The organism is Tsukamurella pseudospumae (assembly GCF_001575205.1).
GTDB lineage: Bacteria > Actinomycetota > Actinomycetes > Mycobacteriales > Mycobacteriaceae > Tsukamurella > Tsukamurella pseudospumae.
In genome coordinates this window covers 99889-114609 of the sequence record NZ_LSRE01000008.1, presented here as the reverse complement: position 1 = coordinate 114609, position 14721 = coordinate 99889, and the positions used below count along the sequence as shown (strand labels likewise).

At 70.0% G+C, this 14721-nt stretch carries 14 protein-coding genes; 4 read left to right on the top strand and 10 right to left on the bottom strand.

Features of this window, described 5'->3' with window-relative positions; all coding sequences use genetic code 11:
* Positions 1 to 5: 5 nt before the first annotated feature.
* Together AXK61_RS05810 and AXK61_RS05805 are read left to right on the top strand one after the other, a co-directional pair.
* The gene (locus tag AXK61_RS05810; protein ID WP_068571392.1) at positions 6 to 1271 is read left to right on the top strand and encodes an aspartate kinase; all 1266 of its coding nucleotides are present in this window, start codon (positions 6 to 8) and stop codon (positions 1269 to 1271) included.
* Positions 1272 to 1273: 2 nt separating this feature from the next.
* Positions 1274 to 2299: an aspartate-semialdehyde dehydrogenase gene (locus tag AXK61_RS05805; RefSeq protein ID WP_068571391.1), complete on the top strand. Its 1026-nt coding sequence runs from the start codon at positions 1274 to 1276 to the stop codon at positions 2297 to 2299.
* Positions 2300 to 2448: 149 nt separating this feature from the next.
* Here AXK61_RS05805 and fahA read toward each other — a convergent pair whose 3' ends face one another.
* The 4 genes from fahA to hppD are packed head-to-tail and all read right to left on the bottom strand — an operon-like array spanning position 2449 to position 6952.
* A complete protein-coding gene (gene fahA, locus AXK61_RS05800) occupies positions 2449 to 3645 on the bottom strand; it encodes a fumarylacetoacetase (RefSeq protein ID WP_068571390.1) in 1197 nt (398 codons plus the stop codon).
* Positions 3642 to 4490, bottom strand: coding sequence for a hypothetical protein (locus AXK61_RS05795; protein WP_068571389.1), 849 nt, complete (start codon positions 4488 to 4490; stop codon positions 3642 to 3644). Before AXK61_RS05795 ends, fahA begins: the two co-directional genes overlap by 4 nt.
* A complete protein-coding gene (locus AXK61_RS05790; RefSeq protein ID WP_068744227.1) occupies positions 4487 to 5683 on the bottom strand; it encodes a homogentisate 1,2-dioxygenase in 1197 nt (398 codons plus the stop codon). Before AXK61_RS05790 ends, AXK61_RS05795 begins: the two co-directional genes overlap by 4 nt.
* 27 nt (positions 5684 to 5710) lie before the next feature.
* Entirely contained in the window at positions 5711 to 6952 is a 1242-nt protein-coding gene (gene hppD, locus AXK61_RS05785; RefSeq protein ID WP_068571387.1) for a 4-hydroxyphenylpyruvate dioxygenase, read from the bottom strand.
* Between the two features lie 157 nt (positions 6953 to 7109).
* Here hppD and AXK61_RS05780 point away from each other — a divergent pair, with 157 nt between their 5' ends.
* Together AXK61_RS05780 and AXK61_RS05775 are read left to right on the top strand one after the other, a co-directional pair.
* The gene (locus tag AXK61_RS05780; RefSeq protein ID WP_068571386.1) at positions 7110 to 7619 is read left to right on the top strand and encodes an Lrp/AsnC family transcriptional regulator; all 510 of its coding nucleotides are present in this window, start codon (positions 7110 to 7112) and stop codon (positions 7617 to 7619) included.
* 164 nt (positions 7620 to 7783) lie between these two features.
* The gene (locus AXK61_RS05775) at positions 7784 to 9010 is read left to right on the top strand and encodes a Glu/Leu/Phe/Val dehydrogenase dimerization domain-containing protein (protein WP_068744226.1); all 1227 of its coding nucleotides are present in this window, start codon (positions 7784 to 7786) and stop codon (positions 9008 to 9010) included.
* A 12-nt stretch (positions 9011 to 9022) separates the two neighbouring features.
* On the opposite strand, the gene AXK61_RS05770 is transcribed toward AXK61_RS05775, so the two are convergent.
* From AXK61_RS05770 to AXK61_RS05745, 6 genes are all read right to left on the bottom strand, one after another.
* Complete coding sequence (locus AXK61_RS05770) at positions 9023 to 10531, bottom strand: ArnT family glycosyltransferase (protein ID WP_068744224.1); 1509 nt, start codon at positions 10529 to 10531, stop codon at positions 9023 to 9025.
* Positions 10524 to 11192 (bottom strand): TetR/AcrR family transcriptional regulator, encoded by a 669-nt coding sequence (locus tag AXK61_RS05765; RefSeq protein ID WP_068571383.1) that lies wholly within the window; start codon positions 11190 to 11192, stop codon positions 10524 to 10526. Before AXK61_RS05765 ends, AXK61_RS05770 begins: the two co-directional genes overlap by 8 nt.
* A gap of 97 nt (positions 11193 to 11289) precedes the next feature.
* Positions 11290 to 11793: a ferritin gene (locus AXK61_RS05760; RefSeq protein WP_068571382.1), complete on the bottom strand. Its 504-nt coding sequence runs from the start codon at positions 11791 to 11793 to the stop codon at positions 11290 to 11292.
* 63 nt (positions 11794 to 11856) lie between these two features.
* A complete protein-coding gene (locus AXK61_RS05755) occupies positions 11857 to 13320 on the bottom strand; it encodes a PepSY-associated TM helix domain-containing protein (RefSeq protein WP_068571381.1) in 1464 nt (487 codons plus the stop codon).
* 81 nt (positions 13321 to 13401) lie between these two features.
* Positions 13402 to 14064, bottom strand: coding sequence for a hypothetical protein (locus tag AXK61_RS05750; protein WP_139057907.1), 663 nt, complete (start codon positions 14062 to 14064; stop codon positions 13402 to 13404).
* Positions 14065 to 14116: 52 nt separating this feature from the next.
* Positions 14117 to 14707 (bottom strand): phosphoribosylanthranilate isomerase, encoded by a 591-nt coding sequence (locus AXK61_RS05745; protein WP_068571379.1) that lies wholly within the window; start codon positions 14705 to 14707, stop codon positions 14117 to 14119.
* Positions 14708 to 14721: the final 14 nt, after the last annotated feature.

Genomic DNA, 14721 nt, shown 5'->3' with positions numbered 1-14721 from the left:
TCCACGTGGCACTCGTCGTCCAGAAGTACGGAGGCAGCTCCGTCTCCTCCGCCGAGCGCATCCGGCGCGTGGCCGAACGGATCGTCGAGACGAAGCGCGCGGGGAACGACGTCGTGGTCGTCGTCTCCGCGATGGGCGATACCACCGATGAGCTGCTCGATCTCGCCAACCAGGTGTGCCCCGCGCCGCCCGCCCGCGAGATGGACATGCTGCTCACCTCGGGTGAGCGCATCTCCAACGCGCTCGTCGCGATGGCCATTCATTCCCTGGGCGCCGAGGCGCAGTCCTTCACGGGCTCGCAGGCCGGCGTGATCACCACCAGCAAGCACGGCGCGGCGAAGATCATCGACGTCACCCCGGGGCGCGTCCAGGCCGCGATCGACGACGGCAAGATCGTCCTCGTCGCCGGCTTCCAGGGCGTCTCGCAGGACACCAAGGACGTCACCACGCTCGGGCGCGGCGGCTCGGACACCACGGCCGTCGCCCTGGCCGCGGCACTGAACGCCGATGTCTGTGAGATCTACACCGATGTCGACGGCATCTACACCGCCGACCCGCGCATCGTGCCCAATGCCCGCCATCTCGAGAAGGTCTCCTTCGAGGAGATGCTGGAGATGGCCGCGTGTGGCGCGAAGGTGCTCATGCTCCGGTGCGTGGAGTACGCGCGCCGCTACAACGTCCCGGTCCACGTGCGCTCCTCGTACTCGACCAAGCCCGGCACCATCGTCAACGGATCTATGGAGGACATCCCCGTGGAAGAGGCAATTCTCACCGGCGTCGCCCACGACCGCAGCGAGGCGAAGATCACCGTCGTCGGCCTCGAGGACAAGCCCGGCTACGCCGCGCGCGTGTTCCGCGCCATCGCCGACGCCGAGATCAACATCGACATGGTGCTGCAGAACGTGTCCAAGGTCGACACGGGCCGCACCGACATCACCTTCACGCTGCCGCGCGAGCTCGGCCCGCTGGGTGTGGAGAAGCTCGAGGCGCTGCGCCGCGAGATCGGCTTCGACTCGGTGGTCTACGACGATCACGTCGGCAAGGTCTCGCTGGTCGGCGCGGGCATGAAGAGCCATCCCGGCGTGACCGCCACCTTCTGCGAGGCGCTGTCGCAGGCCGGTATCAACATCGAGCTGATCTCCACGTCGGAGATCCGCATCTCGGTCCTCATCCGCGACACCGAGCTCGACGAGGCCGTCAAGGTGCTGCACGACGCCTTCGGCCTGGGCACGGACGAAGAGGCCGTCGTCTACGCGGGAACGGGGCGGTAGTCATGGGTGTGCGTGTAGGAGTCGTCGGCGCCACCGGCCAGGTGGGCGCCGTCATGCGTCAGCTGCTGCTGGACCGGAACTTCCCGGCCGACGAGGTGCGGTTCTTCGCGTCCTCGCGGTCCGCGGGTAGGACGCTGCCCTTCGGCGACCGCGAGATCGTCGTCGAGGACGCCGAGACCGCAGACCCCGCGGGCCTCGACATCGCGCTGTTCAGCGCAGGTGCGACGATGTCCCGCGTCCAGGCGCCGCGGTTCGCCGCCGCCGGTGTCACCGTGATCGACAACTCGAGCGCCTTCCGCAAGGATCCGGACGTGCCGCTGGTGGTCTCGGAGGTGAATCCCGAGCAGGTCCGCGACCTCAAGAAGGGCATCATCGCCAACCCGAACTGCACCACGATGGCCGCGATGCCGGTGCTCAAGGTGCTGCACGACGAGGCCGGCCTGCAGCGGCTGATCGTCTCCTCGTACCAGGCCGTGTCCGGTTCGGGCCTGGCCGGCGTGGAGGAGCTCGTCTCCCAGGTGCGCGCCGTCGAGCCGGAGGCCGAGAAGCTGGTGCACGACGGTTCCGCCGTGACGTTCCCGGCGCCGAACAAGTACGTCGCGCCGATCGCCTTCAACGTGCTGCCCCTGGCCGGCGCGATCGTGGACGACGGCTCGGGCGAGACCGACGAGGATCAGAAGCTGCGCAACGAGTCGCGCAAGATCCTGGGCCTTCCCGACCTGTTGGTCAGCGGAACATGCGTGCGCGTGCCCGTGCTCACCGGCCACTCGCTGTCGATCAACGCCGAGTTCGCCTCGCCGCTGTCGGTCGCGCGGGCGCAGGAGCTGCTCGCATCCGCGCCGGGCGTCAAGCTCGTCGACGTGCCCACCCCGTTGGCCGCCGCGGGCGCCGACGACTCGCTCGTCGGCCGCATCCGCCAGGATCCGGGCGTGCCCGAGGGACGTGGCCTGGCGTTGTTCATCAGCGGTGACAACCTGCGCAAGGGCGCTGCGCTGAACACGGTGCAGATCGCGGAACTGCTGGTCTAGACCTCGGGCGATTCGGGTGCGGAAGGCTATCCGCACCCGAAACACCCGAGCGCACCCGGTATGCCGGGTGCGTACGTGCGGAACGGGTGCGGATGCCTTCCCGCACCCGATCGGCCCGGCCGGTGCTTCCGGGTTTCGACGGTCCGCCGTCAGCTCGGGGTGGGTGCGATCCTGCCTGTGACCTCGCCGAGGTCGATGCGGGTGCCGTTCGGTCCGGGCGCTGTGGCGCTGATGGTGACCACGTCGCCGTCCGAGAGGAAGGTGCGCTCGGAACCGTCGGCGAGACGCAGTGGTTCGGTGCCGTTCCAGGTGAGCTCGATGAGCGAGCCGCGCTGGTCGCGCTCCGGGCCGGAGACGGTGCCGGAGGCGAACAGGTCGCCGGTGCGCAGGCTCGCGCCGTTGCTGGTCATGTGCGCCAGCATCTGCGCGGGTGACCAGTACATCTGCGCGTAGGGCGGGCGGGAGATCTGCACGCCGTTGAGCTCGACCTCGAAAACGATGTCCAGGCCCCACTTCTCGATCTCCCGCAGGTGGGGGAGCGGCACGGGGTCCTGCGTGGGGACCACGACGCGAGCGGCCTCCAGGGCCTCCAGCGGGACGATCCACGGCGAGATCGAGGTTGCGAAGCTCTTGCCGAGGAACGGGCCCAGTGGCACGTACTCCCACGCCTGGATGTCGCGCGCCGACCAGTCGTTCACCACGCACACGCCGAAGACGTGCTCGGCGAAATCGCCCGTGCCGATGCTGCTTCCGAGCGTGGTCGGCGCACCCACGACGAAGCCCAGCTCGGTCTCGATGTCCAGGCGACCGGACGGACCGAACACCGGTGCGTCGTCCGACGGTGCCTTCCGCTGCCCGGCGGGCCGCACGACGGGCGTCCCGGAGGGGACGACGGTGCCCGCACGACCGTGGTACCCGACCGGCAGATGCTTCCAGTTCGGCAGCAGCGCAGCGGAATCCGGGCGGAACATGCGGCCCAGATTGGTGGCGTGGTGCTCGCTGGCGTAGAAGTCGACGTAGTCGGCGACCTCGAAGGGGAGATGCAGCGTCACCTCCGTCAGCGGATGCAGGGCCGCGGCTCCGTCCGTCTCGCGCGCGGGATCGGTGAGCAGCGCGACGATCTCGGCGCGCACTCGGCTCCACTCCGTGCGGCCGCGGGCGAGGAGGCCGTTCAGCGACGGCGTCGCGAACACGGGGTCTCCGAGGGCGGCCGCGAGATCGAGCACGTGGTCGCCGATACGCACGCCCACGCGGGCGGCGCCGTCGACCGGGCGGAAGACCCCGTAGGGCAGGTTCTCGACGCCGAAGCCGGAGCCGGCGGGCACGGGCGCCCAGGTGGTGGTCACGATCGTTGTCCTTCTGTGTCGAGAGCGGAGGGGGAGAGTCCGAGATCGGCGGCTTCGGTGGGCGGGGTTGTGGTGCTGCAGGATCCGTACGAGACGAGCAGGCGACGGGCCGCGGTGGCACCGTCGGGCGTCAGGGCGGCGGCCTCGGCGGCGAGGGCGGCACCGTCGGCGCTGGACAGGACGTCGGCCACGGGACCGGACCCGGCTCCTGCGGCGGCGCGCGCCGCTGCGACCACCAGGTTGAGGAAGCCGTGGTGCACGAACCCGGTGGCCGGGTCCCGGTACCGCACGGCGTGATGCAGGCCGGCGGTCGCCTTGACGGGCACGCCTGCCGCAGCGGCGGAGACCAGGGCGTTCGCGACCTCGGCGGGTTCCGGGAACAGGTCGGCGCGCACGCCGCCGCACCGGATCTTCAGGCCAGCACCGCGTCCCGCGAGCACCGCGGCGAAACGCGGCGATTCGGTGCGCTCGGTGGCCTCGACGAAAACTGGGGTGCCGTACGCAGTGGCGGCTGCCAGCGCGGGGTCGAGATCAGCGAGATCGCAGGCGATCTCGACCAGCGCGAGCTGCGTCCGGGGGTCGGCGTCGGCGGCGGCCGCCGCGGCGGCGAGGGCACCGTCCGGTGCGTCCGCGGATGCGATGATCCCCACGGCGATCCGGTCGTCCTCGACCAGGTGCGCACGCAGTTCGTCGATCCGCGCTGCGGGACAGAGGAACCGGTGCGTGAGCATCGGATCGCCCACGGCGAGGTCGTGCCGGTGCCGGGCCAGGGCCTCGCTCATCGGCAGCGCCGTCGGCGGGAACAGACCCGCGTCGTCGACGAACCCGGCGAGCAGGGCGGTCACCGTGACCAACTGCGGTAGTAGGCACCGTCGTCCGTGGCGCGGGCGCCCTCGCCCAGCTGCAGCGGCGCGAAGGTGTCGACCATGACGGCGAGCTCGTCGAACCGCTCCAGGCCGATGCTGCCCTCCATCGCGCCGGGCTGCGGGCCGTGGGCGTGGCCGCCCGGATGCAGCGAGATCGATCCCGGGCCGATGCCCGTTCCCTTGCGCGCCTCGTAGTCGCCCGCCACGTAGAACATCACCTCGTCGGAGTCGACGTTGGAGTGGTAGTACGGCACGGGGATCGACAGCGGGTGGTAGTCGACCTTGCGCGGCACGAAGTTGCAGACCACGAAGTTGTGTCCCTCGAAGACCTGGTGCACGGGCGGCGGCTGGTGCACCCGGCCCGTGATCGGCTCGAAGTCCTCCACGTTGAACGTGTACGGGTACAGGCAGCCGTCCCAACCGACCACGTCGAACGGGTGCGTCGGCAGGACGTACCGGGTGCCGGTCGCGCCGCCGGGGCCGCGGTGCTTGACCAGCAATTCGACGTCGGTGCCCGCGCGCAGCAATGGCTCCGACGGTCCGTGCAGGTCCCGCTCGCAGAACGGGGCGTGCTCGAGCAGCTGCCCGTACCGCGACAGGTACCGCTTGGGCGGGGCGATGTGACCGCCGCCCCCGCCGCACGCCTCGATCGCGTAGGCGCGCACCGTCGTTCCCGCGGCCGGCACCCAGCGGTGGGTGGTGGCCCGGGGCATCAGCACGTAGTCGCCGGTGCGGAAGGTGAGCGCACCGAAGACGGTCTCGACCGTGCCGGCGCCGTCCTCGATGTACACGCATTCGTCGCCGATCGTGTTGCGGTACAGGGGCGACGGTGCGCCCGCCACCACGTAGGAGATCCGCACGTCGGCGTTGCCCAGCACCAGCCGCCGGCCGGTCACCACGTCCGCGGCGGAGGCCGCGGCGTCGTCGAACAGGTCGTGCAGCCGCAGGTGCCGGGGCAGCAGTGGGGCGTTGGGCGTCAGGCTCAGGTCGCTCGGCTCCCAGGGCTCGGCCGCGGTGATCGCCGACGGGATGCCGCGGTGGTACAGCAGCGAGGAGTCGGACGAGAAGCCCTCCTCGCCGACCAGCTCCTCGTAGTAGAGCTCGCCGTCCTCTCGCCGGAACTGGGTGTGGCGCTTGGGCGGAATCGTGCCGACGCTGCGGTAGTAGGCCATGGGAACCCTCCTGGTGGTGGTGTCGCGTCAGAGGTTGCCGCGGCTGTCCTGCTCGCGCTCGATGGCCTCGAACAGGGCCTTGAAGTTGCCCTTGCCGAAGCCGAGCGAGCCGTGCCGCTCGATGAGCTCGAAGAACACGGTGGGCCGGTCGCCCAGCGGCTTCGTGAAGATCTGCAGCAGGTAGCCGTCCTCGTCGCGGTCGACCAGGATGCCGCGCTTCTGCAGTTCCTCGACGGGCACCCGCACCTCGCCGATCCGGGCGCGCAGCTCGGGGTCGTCGTAGTAGGCGTCAGGGGTGTTGAGGAACTCCACTCCCTCCGCGCGCAGCGCGTCCACGGCGGTGAGGATGTCGTTGGTCGCGACGGCGAGGTGCTGCGCTCCCGGCCCGCCGTAGAACTCGAGGTACTCGTCGATCTGCGACTTCTTGGCCGCGATCGCGGGCTCGTTGAGGGGGAACTTCACGCGGTGGTTGCCGTTGGCCACCACCTTGGACATGAGCGCCGAGTAGTCGGTGGCGATGTCGTCGCCGATGAACTCCGCCATGTTGGTGAAACCCATGACGCGGTTGTAGAAGCCGACCCACTCGTCCATGCGGCCCAGCTCGACATTGCCGACGATGTGGTCCAGGGCCTGGAAGATCCGCTTGGGGGCACCGTCGCGCTTGCGGAAGGTGCTGGTGGCCGGAACGTAACCGGGCAGGTACGCGCCCTGGTACCGCGCACCGTCGACCACGCGCTGCACCAGCGTGTGCCGGGTCTCCCCGTAGGTCGCGATCGCGCCGATCCGGACCGTGCCGTGCTCGTCGGTCACGTCGTGGGGCTCCTCGAGCACCGTCGCGCCGGAGGCCCGGGCGTGGGCGATGCACCGGTCCACGTCCGGGACCTCGAGCGCGATGTCGACGACCCCGTCGCCGTGACGGGTGTGGTGCGCGATCAGCGGGCTGTCCGGGCTGACGGCGCCCTGGACGACGAACCGGATGGAACCCGAACGGAGCACGTAGGACTTGTGGTCGCGCTCGCCCTGCTCCGGGCCGCGGTAGGCGATGAGCTCCATGCCCCAGACCGACTGGTAGTAGTGCGCCGTCTGGGTGGCGTTGCCCACCACGAAGACGATCGAGTCCCAGCCGTTGACGGGGAAGTCGTCGCGCGTGGCGTCGTAGGAGACGAGGCCGACGAGCTGCTGCAGCTGGTCGGCGCCGAGGCCCGCGAGCTTCTCCTCGTCGGTCAGCGTCTGCTCGAGGGAGGACTGCGGGGCGGTGGTCTGCGTCATGGGTCTGCTCACCTTCCGGGCTGGATGTAACGTGCATCACGACGATCGGCCGCGCGCGGCCCGGTGGCAATATCGACAGCTTCGAATGCTCAAACTGCCGTGATGCGCCGGTGATACACCGACTGATGTAGTCATTTCGACTAGGAAGGATGTCGTCATGCAGGAACCGGTGAAACTGGACGATGTCGACTTCGCGCTGCTCGACTCGCTGAACCGCGACCCGCAGATCGGCGTGCTGGAGACCTCGCGCCGTGTGGGCGTGGCCCGCGCGACCGTGCAGGCCAGGCTGAAGAAGCTGGAGGACGCGGGCGTCATCGCCGGATACCAGCCGCACCTCGATGTCGCGGCCGCCGGCTTCGGTGTCCAGTGCTTCGTGCAGTTGGAGACGGCCCAGGGCGAGCTGAGCGCCGTCGCCGATGAACTGGCAGGGATCCCGAACGTGCTCGAGGCTTTCGCCACCACCGGCGGCAGTGACGTGCTCTGCCGCGTGGCCGCCGACTCGCATCGGGGACTGCAGGAGACGCTGCTCCGGATCGGGCGATCGCCGCTGGTCGCGCGGTCGATCAGCATCGTCGTGCTGTCCGAGATCGTGCCCTTCCGGGCGATGCCGCTGTTGCGGACGCTCGACGCCCGGCCGGTGTCGAGAGCACCCCGCTATCGCGGTTGATCACGTTCGACGCGGGCCGCTGAGCAGATTGCGCAGTTCTCGATCGCGGGTCCGACATGGGATGGGCATTCTGCGCGGTCAGTCGTGCATCGGTTGTCCGGAGCCGTCATCCGGTCGCACAGTGATCTCGTTCACACCCGATCTCGCAGACCCACAGGAGCGACATGAAGCAGCTGCTCACCAGGTTCGAAGCCAAGGCGCCCGAGGTGGTCTTCGAATGGCACGACCCCGAGACCTCGGCCCGCGGCTGGACCGTCATCAATTCCCTGCGCGGCGGGGCCGCGGGTGGCGGTACCCGGATGCGACGGGGCCTGGACCGCCGGGAGGTCGAGTCGCTCGCCAAGACGATGGAGGTCAAGTTCACCGTCGCCGGCCCGGCGATCGGTGGCGCCAAGTCGGGCATCGACTTCGATCCGACCGATCCGCGCAAGGACGAGGTGCTGCGCCGTTGGTTCGCGGCCGTCACGCCGCTGCTCAAGGCGTACTACGGCACGGGTGGCGACCTCAACGTGGACGAGAAGCTCGAGGTCGTCCCGATCACCGAGAGCCTCGGCCTGTGGCACCCGCAGGAGGTAGTCGTCAACGGCCACTTCGCTCCCGACGGCCGCGATCACGTGCAGCGGGTGGGGCAGCTGCGGCTCGGCGTCGCGAAGATCGTGGAGGACCCTCGGTTCACGCCGGACCACGGCCGCCGCTACAGCGTGGCCGACCTCATCACGGGGTGGGGTGTCGCGCAATCGGTGCTCCACTTCTACCGCGTGCACGGTGGCTCGCTCGAGGGCAAGCGCGTGATCGTGCAGGGCTGGGGCAATGTCGGTGCGGCGGCGGCCTACTACGCGGGGCAGGCCGGGGCGCGGATCGTCGGGATCCTGGACCGTGACGGCGGCATCGTCCGGCCCGAGGGCATCAGCGCCGACGAGGTGACCGACCTGTACCTGGCCAAGCAGGGCAACCAGCTGGTGGCCGACGACCTGCTGACCTTCGACGAGGCCGCAGAGCGGATCTGGTCGGTCGGCGCCGAGGTCTTCCTGCCCTGTGCCGCATCGCGTCTCGTGACCCGCGAGCAGGTCGACGCGATGATCGGCGCCGGCCTCGAGGTGGTCGCGTGCGGTGCGAACGTGCCCTTCGCCGACCCCGAGATCTTCTACGGTCCCGTCTACGAGCACGCCGATCAGCAGGTTGCCGTGATCCCCGACTTCATCGCCAACTGCGGCATGGCCCGCGCGTTCGCGATGCTCATGGAGGGCGAGGTCGAGGTCTCCGACGAGTCGATCTTCGGTGACGTCTCCCGCACCATCGGCACCGCGCTCGAGCGCTGCCACGCCCGGTCCGCGAGCTCGACGCTGGTGGCCGCCACCGCGTTCGAGATCGCTCTGGATCAGCTGGTCTGAGCCGCGCGCCGATCACATCCGCCGGAGGTCCGGCCACAGCTGCGACCAGGGCGCGCGGGCATGACACAGTCGGATGTCGACACCGGTCGACGCGGTGGGCATCCCGATGCGGTGGTGCACCGACCGGAGGGTTCGCGAGGTCTCGCACATGTCGCCCGGCTGCTCCGCGTCGGAGTCGACGACCCAGAGCACGGTCGTCGCGGAATCGTCGGGCTGCCCGAGATAGCCGTACCCGCGGCTCGGGCTGTACACCGGGGGGAGGCCCTTTCCGTAGTACTGCAGGGCCGCCGACTGCCAGTAGGAGTTCGTGACGATCGCCTGAGGGCGTTCGGATTCGGGCAGCGCGGTGATCGAATCCTCCACGGCCCGCGTGAGTTCGGGCCAACCGAACTGGCCGTACACGGAGATCTGCATCCCGGCCTCCATGACCGACTTCGGTTCTGCGATCTTCGATTCCGGGGTGAAGGGCAGGCTCACGACCACGAAGACCACGGCGAACGCCGACAGCGGCGCGGCTATCCATCGGAATCGCGGCCATCGGATCCGTTCGAAGGCGACGGCACCCGCGGCGATGATCACGGGCAGCATGCCGCCGGGGTAGTAGGGCCGTCCCGCGGTGAGGATGAAGACGACCACCAGCAGCACGAACGCGGGGGCGAGGAAGCGGAACGGTCGAAGGTCCGGCGAGCGGAACAGCGCGTACAGCCCGTACACCAGCAACGGTGTGCCGAGGATTCCCGCGAGTAGCAGCATGATCGGGACGAACAACAATCGTCCGCCGGTGTACTGGCTCTCCTCCGCGACCTGGCTCGTGAGCTGCAGGTACGGCCAGCCGTGTCGAGCCTGCCAGATCAGCGCCGGGATCATCGTGATCACGGTGAATGCGCCGCCCGCCCACAGCGCGGGGCGCCGGAGGAGCTCGCGCGGCCCCCAGATCAGCGAGGCGGCGATCACGCACACCCAGAACACCGGGATCAGCCACTTGACCTGCATGTCGATGGCCGTCACCACACCCGCTGCGAACAGGAGCCAGTCCTGGCGCGTGCGCACCCAGCGCACCACCAGCCAGGTGACCGCCACCCACAGTGGAGTGTCGATCGCGTTGGTGGCGAGTAGGGAGGACTGCAGCAGTAGGAAGGTCGAGGTCGCGTACGCACCCGCCGAGAGGCCCTGCGCGAGACGTCCGCCGCCGAACTCGCGGGCGAGCAAGGCCGACAACAGGATCCCGACGAGGGTGATGAGAACGGACGGGAGGCGGAACAGTACCAGTGAATCGCCCGGCATGGCGTTGCCGAGGAGTGCCAGCAGGGGCAGGATCGGCCCCTGGTCGGCGTAGCTCACGGAGAGATGCTGTCCGACTGCGATGAAGTACAGCTCGTCGCCGAACAGGTGGTACTTGCTCGCGCCGAACGTGGCGGCGATCGCGCCGAGTACGACGACGGGCACGATCGCGACCCACGCAACGGGCGGGGGCGACGTGGGGGTGGGGTGGACGGAAGGAGCGGGCGTGGTCTCAGTCATCGGTGTCCTCCGATGGTGCGAGTGATGCGGATCCGTGCGGCGAGGGCTGCACCGCGGCGAGGAAGACGCGGACCATCTGTTCCGCGTGGGCGTCGAGGTCGAGTTCGGGGTCACGGGCGGCGTGGCCGGCCGCGCCGTCGATCGCGTCGCGGATCAGGCGCGCCATGATCATCGCGTCGAAGTCGGTGGAGAACTCGCCGGATTCCTGGCCGCCTCGCAGGATCTCGGCGAGTGGAGCGAGCATCTCCTTCTCGCCGTCACTCGGAGTGAAGGCGGGGGTGCCGTCCGGATTGCGGAGGTTGAGGACCACTTCGACCATGGCGCCCAGGAAACGGCGTTCCGCCTTGATGTATTCGAGGTTGGTGGCGATGTAGGTGCGCAGGATGTCGGTGGCGGTGTGCTGCTCGGCGAGCCGGGGGCCCATGAACTCGGCACCGGCCACGAACAGGTGGATCACCACCTGTCGCATCAGGTCGTCCTTGCCGTCGAAGTGGTACGAGATGACGCCCTTGGAGATCCCGGCCTGTCGGGCGATGCGGGCCAACGTGGCGCGGCCGTACCCCTCGTCGGCGAGGACCTCGGCCGCCGCCGCGATGATCTGCCGGCGCCGCGCCTCCTCGATGAACGACCTCTGGCCGTCCGACTTATTTTCTGGCCCCATGGTCAAAAACTAGCACGCGCGGTCAAGATGGACAACCGAAAAACGGGGCCCTCCGCATGCGGAGAGCCCCGTTCCCCGGGCTGCAATAGTGGTCTGATCAGGCCTCGGTGGTGCGAGTCGGGCGCGAGCCCAGCTCCTCGTCGAGACGCAGGAGGCCCGGGCCGTCACCGTCGATGAGCTTGAGGCGACCGACGATCTCGCTGACGGTGGCCTCCTCCTCGACCTGCTCGTTGACGAACCACTGGATGAGGCTCTTGGAGTCGATGTCCTCGTTCGCGGCGCGGTAGAGGTCGCGGATCGAGTCCGACACGCGACGCTCGTGCTCCAGCGCGACCTCGAACACGTCGAGGACGGTCGTCACGTCCACCTTCGGGGCCGCCGAGGCGCCGATCTTCGGGTGGTTGTCGCGGTCCGAGAGGTGGTCGATCCACTTGTTCGCGTGGACGATCTCCTCGTCGGCCTGGTGGCGCAGCCACGCCGCGATACCGGGCAGGTCACGGATCTCCATCTCGATGGCCAGCTGGCGGTAGACCAGCGAGGCCTCGAACTCGAGCGTGATCTGATCGTTGAACTTCTCTTCGAGTGCATCCGTCAGCTTCATACGGACGACTCTAGAACCGTTCCAGCTGCCGCGCAACGCAGGCAAGGCGACCCTTTGCGCAGGTCAGACCCTATTTCTTAGGTTAGCCCTACCCCTCTTAGCCACGCCTATCGCAAGGTCGAGGACGACGAATGCGAGCAGCGAAACACCGAACACCGGGAGGAACCAGCCCAGGAACGCTATGCCCAGAATCGCCGGAATCGCGTGCGACGGTTCGACCTTCCGGATCGCGCCCCGGGCGGCCGGTGTCGGGAACCCGCCCCGCTTCGGTCGCCGCTGCCACCACATCAGGTAGCCCCGCACGATCACGGTCACCAGCAGCGCCGCGAACACGATCAGCGCGATCTGATTGAGCAGACCGAACTGCCAGCCCATGTGCGTGTTGATGAGCAGCTCCGTCGCCTTCGCCAACAGCGGCCAGGATGCGAACGCGAGCACGGTCACCACCTGCCCCGTCGACGGGTCGATCGTCGCCGAATCGACGCCCATCCGCCACGGCTGCCGGGTCTGCGCGACAGTGATCGCGACGGACGGATCCGTCGGGATCGAGACCTGGACGGCACCGTCGACGCCCCGTTCCGCGGCGGCCGTGACGGCCCGGTCCAGGACCGCGATGTTGCGGGCCCGGGTCTGCGCGGCGACCTCGGGCGACACGGTCGGAACCTCGGCGGGCATCTGGTGGTCGGCGTGCTCGCCGCCGCCGGTGTTCGCGCCGCCCGCGGTGAGTGAGGTGGACAGGGTCGGCTTGACCCAGCCCAGCTCGGCTCGCAGCTGGCCGATGTTCTCACCCGCGTACTTCGACCAGGTCAGGCCAGTCGCGGAGAAGAACAGCAGGCCCACCAGCAGCCATGTGCCGATCGCTGCGTGGCGGCTCATCCGGCCACCCCGGCCCTTCTGAGCGCGCGGGTACGCCAGCATGCGCTTCGGGTTCCCCCGACGGTGCCGCCACCACAGGAACAGGCCGCCCAGGGCGACCACCCAGAGCCACGACGCCGCGAGCTCGCTGTAGAAGCGGCCGACGGCACCGAGGTGCAGATCGACGTGCAACCTGTCGATCCAGAACCGGATCGGCAGGGCCTCGGCCGAGCCGTAGACCGGCAGCGCGCCCTGGACCCGCGCCGACGCGGGGTCGACGTACACCGCGAGCTGGCGCCCCTCGGCCGTGAGAGCGGGATCGTCGAACAGCACGCGGGTCGTGCGGCCCGCGCCGTCCCCCGTGCGGACCCCCGCGACCGGGAGATCCGGACGGGTCGCCTGCGCTGCGGCGACCTGCTCCGACAGCGGCCGTGCCGGACCGTCCGTTGCGGCGACGATCTGGTCCGCGTAGACGAATCGTTCGACGGTGGGCGCCGCGGCGTAGAGCCCTCCGCTGATCGCCGCGATGAGCAGGAACGGGCCGACCAGAAGGCCCGCGTAGAAGTGCAGCCGCAGGATCGCGGCGCGCCACCCCGGCCGCGCCGGCGGGCCGGCGGCTGGGGGTGGCTGGGTCGGCGGCGCGTTCTCGGCCGCCGATTCGGTCACAGACATGAGTCACCTCGAGAGTTGTGCGCGTACGCGCGGGAAGCCCGGGCGGCGGGGCCGATCCGGGCGGAGAAGAGGGAGGTGATGTCAGCGCGGCGGCGCGCGCAGCGCCCCGTGCCGCGCGAGCACGGGGAGCGGGGCGACGCGGAAGGTCCAGATCGGGGCGACGACGGTGCCGGGCCGCTCCCGCCACGTCGTTGCCAGGGGCGCGAGTGTGGCGAGGGCGGTGCGCAGCGCGTGCTCGGCTCCGGCGATCACCGCGCCGGCCACGATCGCTGCGGCGAGGTGGGCAGCGGCCATGGTGGGGCTCAGCGCGAGGTGCCCCATCGTGAGGCCGAGTGCGAGGTGGCCGGCGCCCTGGCCCAGGAGCAGCATCGCCGCTGCGCCGGCGGCGCTGGTCGTGCGCGGCCGGGCCGCGAGCGCCCCGAGCGCCGCGCACGCGAGCGCCAGCACGAGCACTGCGGTCATCGGGACCGACGGTGCCCCAGCCGGCATCGCCGTCGACGTCATGTCGTGCATCGCGTGCGCCCCTGCGGCACCCATGTCGTGGCCCGGCATCGAGGCCATCGGCGGCATCGAGTGCCCGGCGTGTGCGGACGTCATCGGCATCGCGCCGCCCGTGTGGTGTCCCGGCATCGCCGCTCCGGTGCCCCGCATGGCGAGTGCGTGCGCCGTCAGACTCGCGGCGAAGGAGACCACGCCCACCGCGGCGCCACGGATCGTGGCTTCGGGGCGGGCGGGGCGGAGCATGCGCCGAATACTACCCCCTGTAGGGGAGGCGGACGGAGCGGGAAGCGGCAGGTCAGGGCTTGGCGGCGGCGAGGAATGCGCGGATGAGGGCCGGATCCTTGACGCCGGGCGCCGACTCCACGCCGCTGGAGACGTCCACGCCGGACGGCCCGAACGCCGCGATGAGCGCGGCCACGTTGTCGGGGCGTAGTCCGCCGGCGAGCAGCCAGTCGGCGTCCGGGGGAACCGGTAGGTCCGCGGGGTCGAAGGCGGCGCCCGAACCGGGCACCGTCGCATCGATGAGCAGCCGCTCGGGGCCCGCGTGCCCGGAGGCGGTGTACCGGACCGCGGAGATCGCGCGGATGGTCGAGAACCCCGCGGCCGTGGCGCGCACGAAGTGGTCGTCGGGCTCGTCGCCGTGCAACTGGATCGTGTCGACCCCGGCCTCGCGGGCCAGGCGCAGCACCTCGTCGATCGGCTGACCGCGGAACACCCCGACCGTCTCGACGCTCTCGGGCACTCCCGCGACCAGCGGCGCGGCCGCGCCCGCGTCGATCAGCCGGACGCTGCCGGGTGCGAAGACGAAGCCGACCGCGTCAGCGCCCGCCGCCACCGCGGAGGCCACGGTCTCGGCGGTCCGCAGCCCACACACCTTGACGAACATCGGGCCGAGCCTAC

Coding starts and splice junctions, on each gene's coding strand:
- AXK61_RS05775 (WP_068744226.1), top strand. CDS start 7,784: ATGAAGCAGCTGCTCACCAGGTTCGAAGCCAAGGCGCCCGAGGTGGTC.
- AXK61_RS05770 (WP_068744224.1), bottom strand. CDS start 10,531: ATGACTGAGACCACGCCCGCTCCTTCCGTCCACCCCACCCCCACGTCG.
- AXK61_RS05760 (WP_068571382.1), bottom strand. CDS start 11,793: ATGAAGCTGACGGATGCACTCGAAGAGAAGTTCAACGATCAGATCACG.
- AXK61_RS05765 (WP_068571383.1), bottom strand. CDS start 11,192: ATGGGGCCAGAAAATAAGTCGGACGGCCAGAGGTCGTTCATCGAGGAG.
- hppD (WP_068571387.1), bottom strand. CDS start 6,952: ATGACGCAGACCACCGCCCCGCAGTCCTCCCTCGAGCAGACGCTGACC.
- AXK61_RS05745 (WP_068571379.1), bottom strand. CDS start 14,707: ATGTTCGTCAAGGTGTGTGGGCTGCGGACCGCCGAGACCGTGGCCTCC.
- AXK61_RS05755 (WP_068571381.1), bottom strand. CDS start 13,320: ATGTCTGTGACCGAATCGGCGGCCGAGAACGCGCCGCCGACCCAGCCA.
- AXK61_RS05805 (WP_068571391.1), top strand. CDS start 1,274: ATGGGTGTGCGTGTAGGAGTCGTCGGCGCCACCGGCCAGGTGGGCGCC.
- AXK61_RS05780 (WP_068571386.1), top strand. CDS start 7,110: ATGCAGGAACCGGTGAAACTGGACGATGTCGACTTCGCGCTGCTCGAC.
- AXK61_RS05790 (WP_068744227.1), bottom strand. CDS start 5,683: ATGGCCTACTACCGCAGCGTCGGCACGATTCCGCCCAAGCGCCACACC.
- AXK61_RS05750 (WP_139057907.1), bottom strand. CDS start 14,064: ATGCTCCGCCCCGCCCGCCCCGAAGCCACGATCCGTGGCGCCGCGGTG.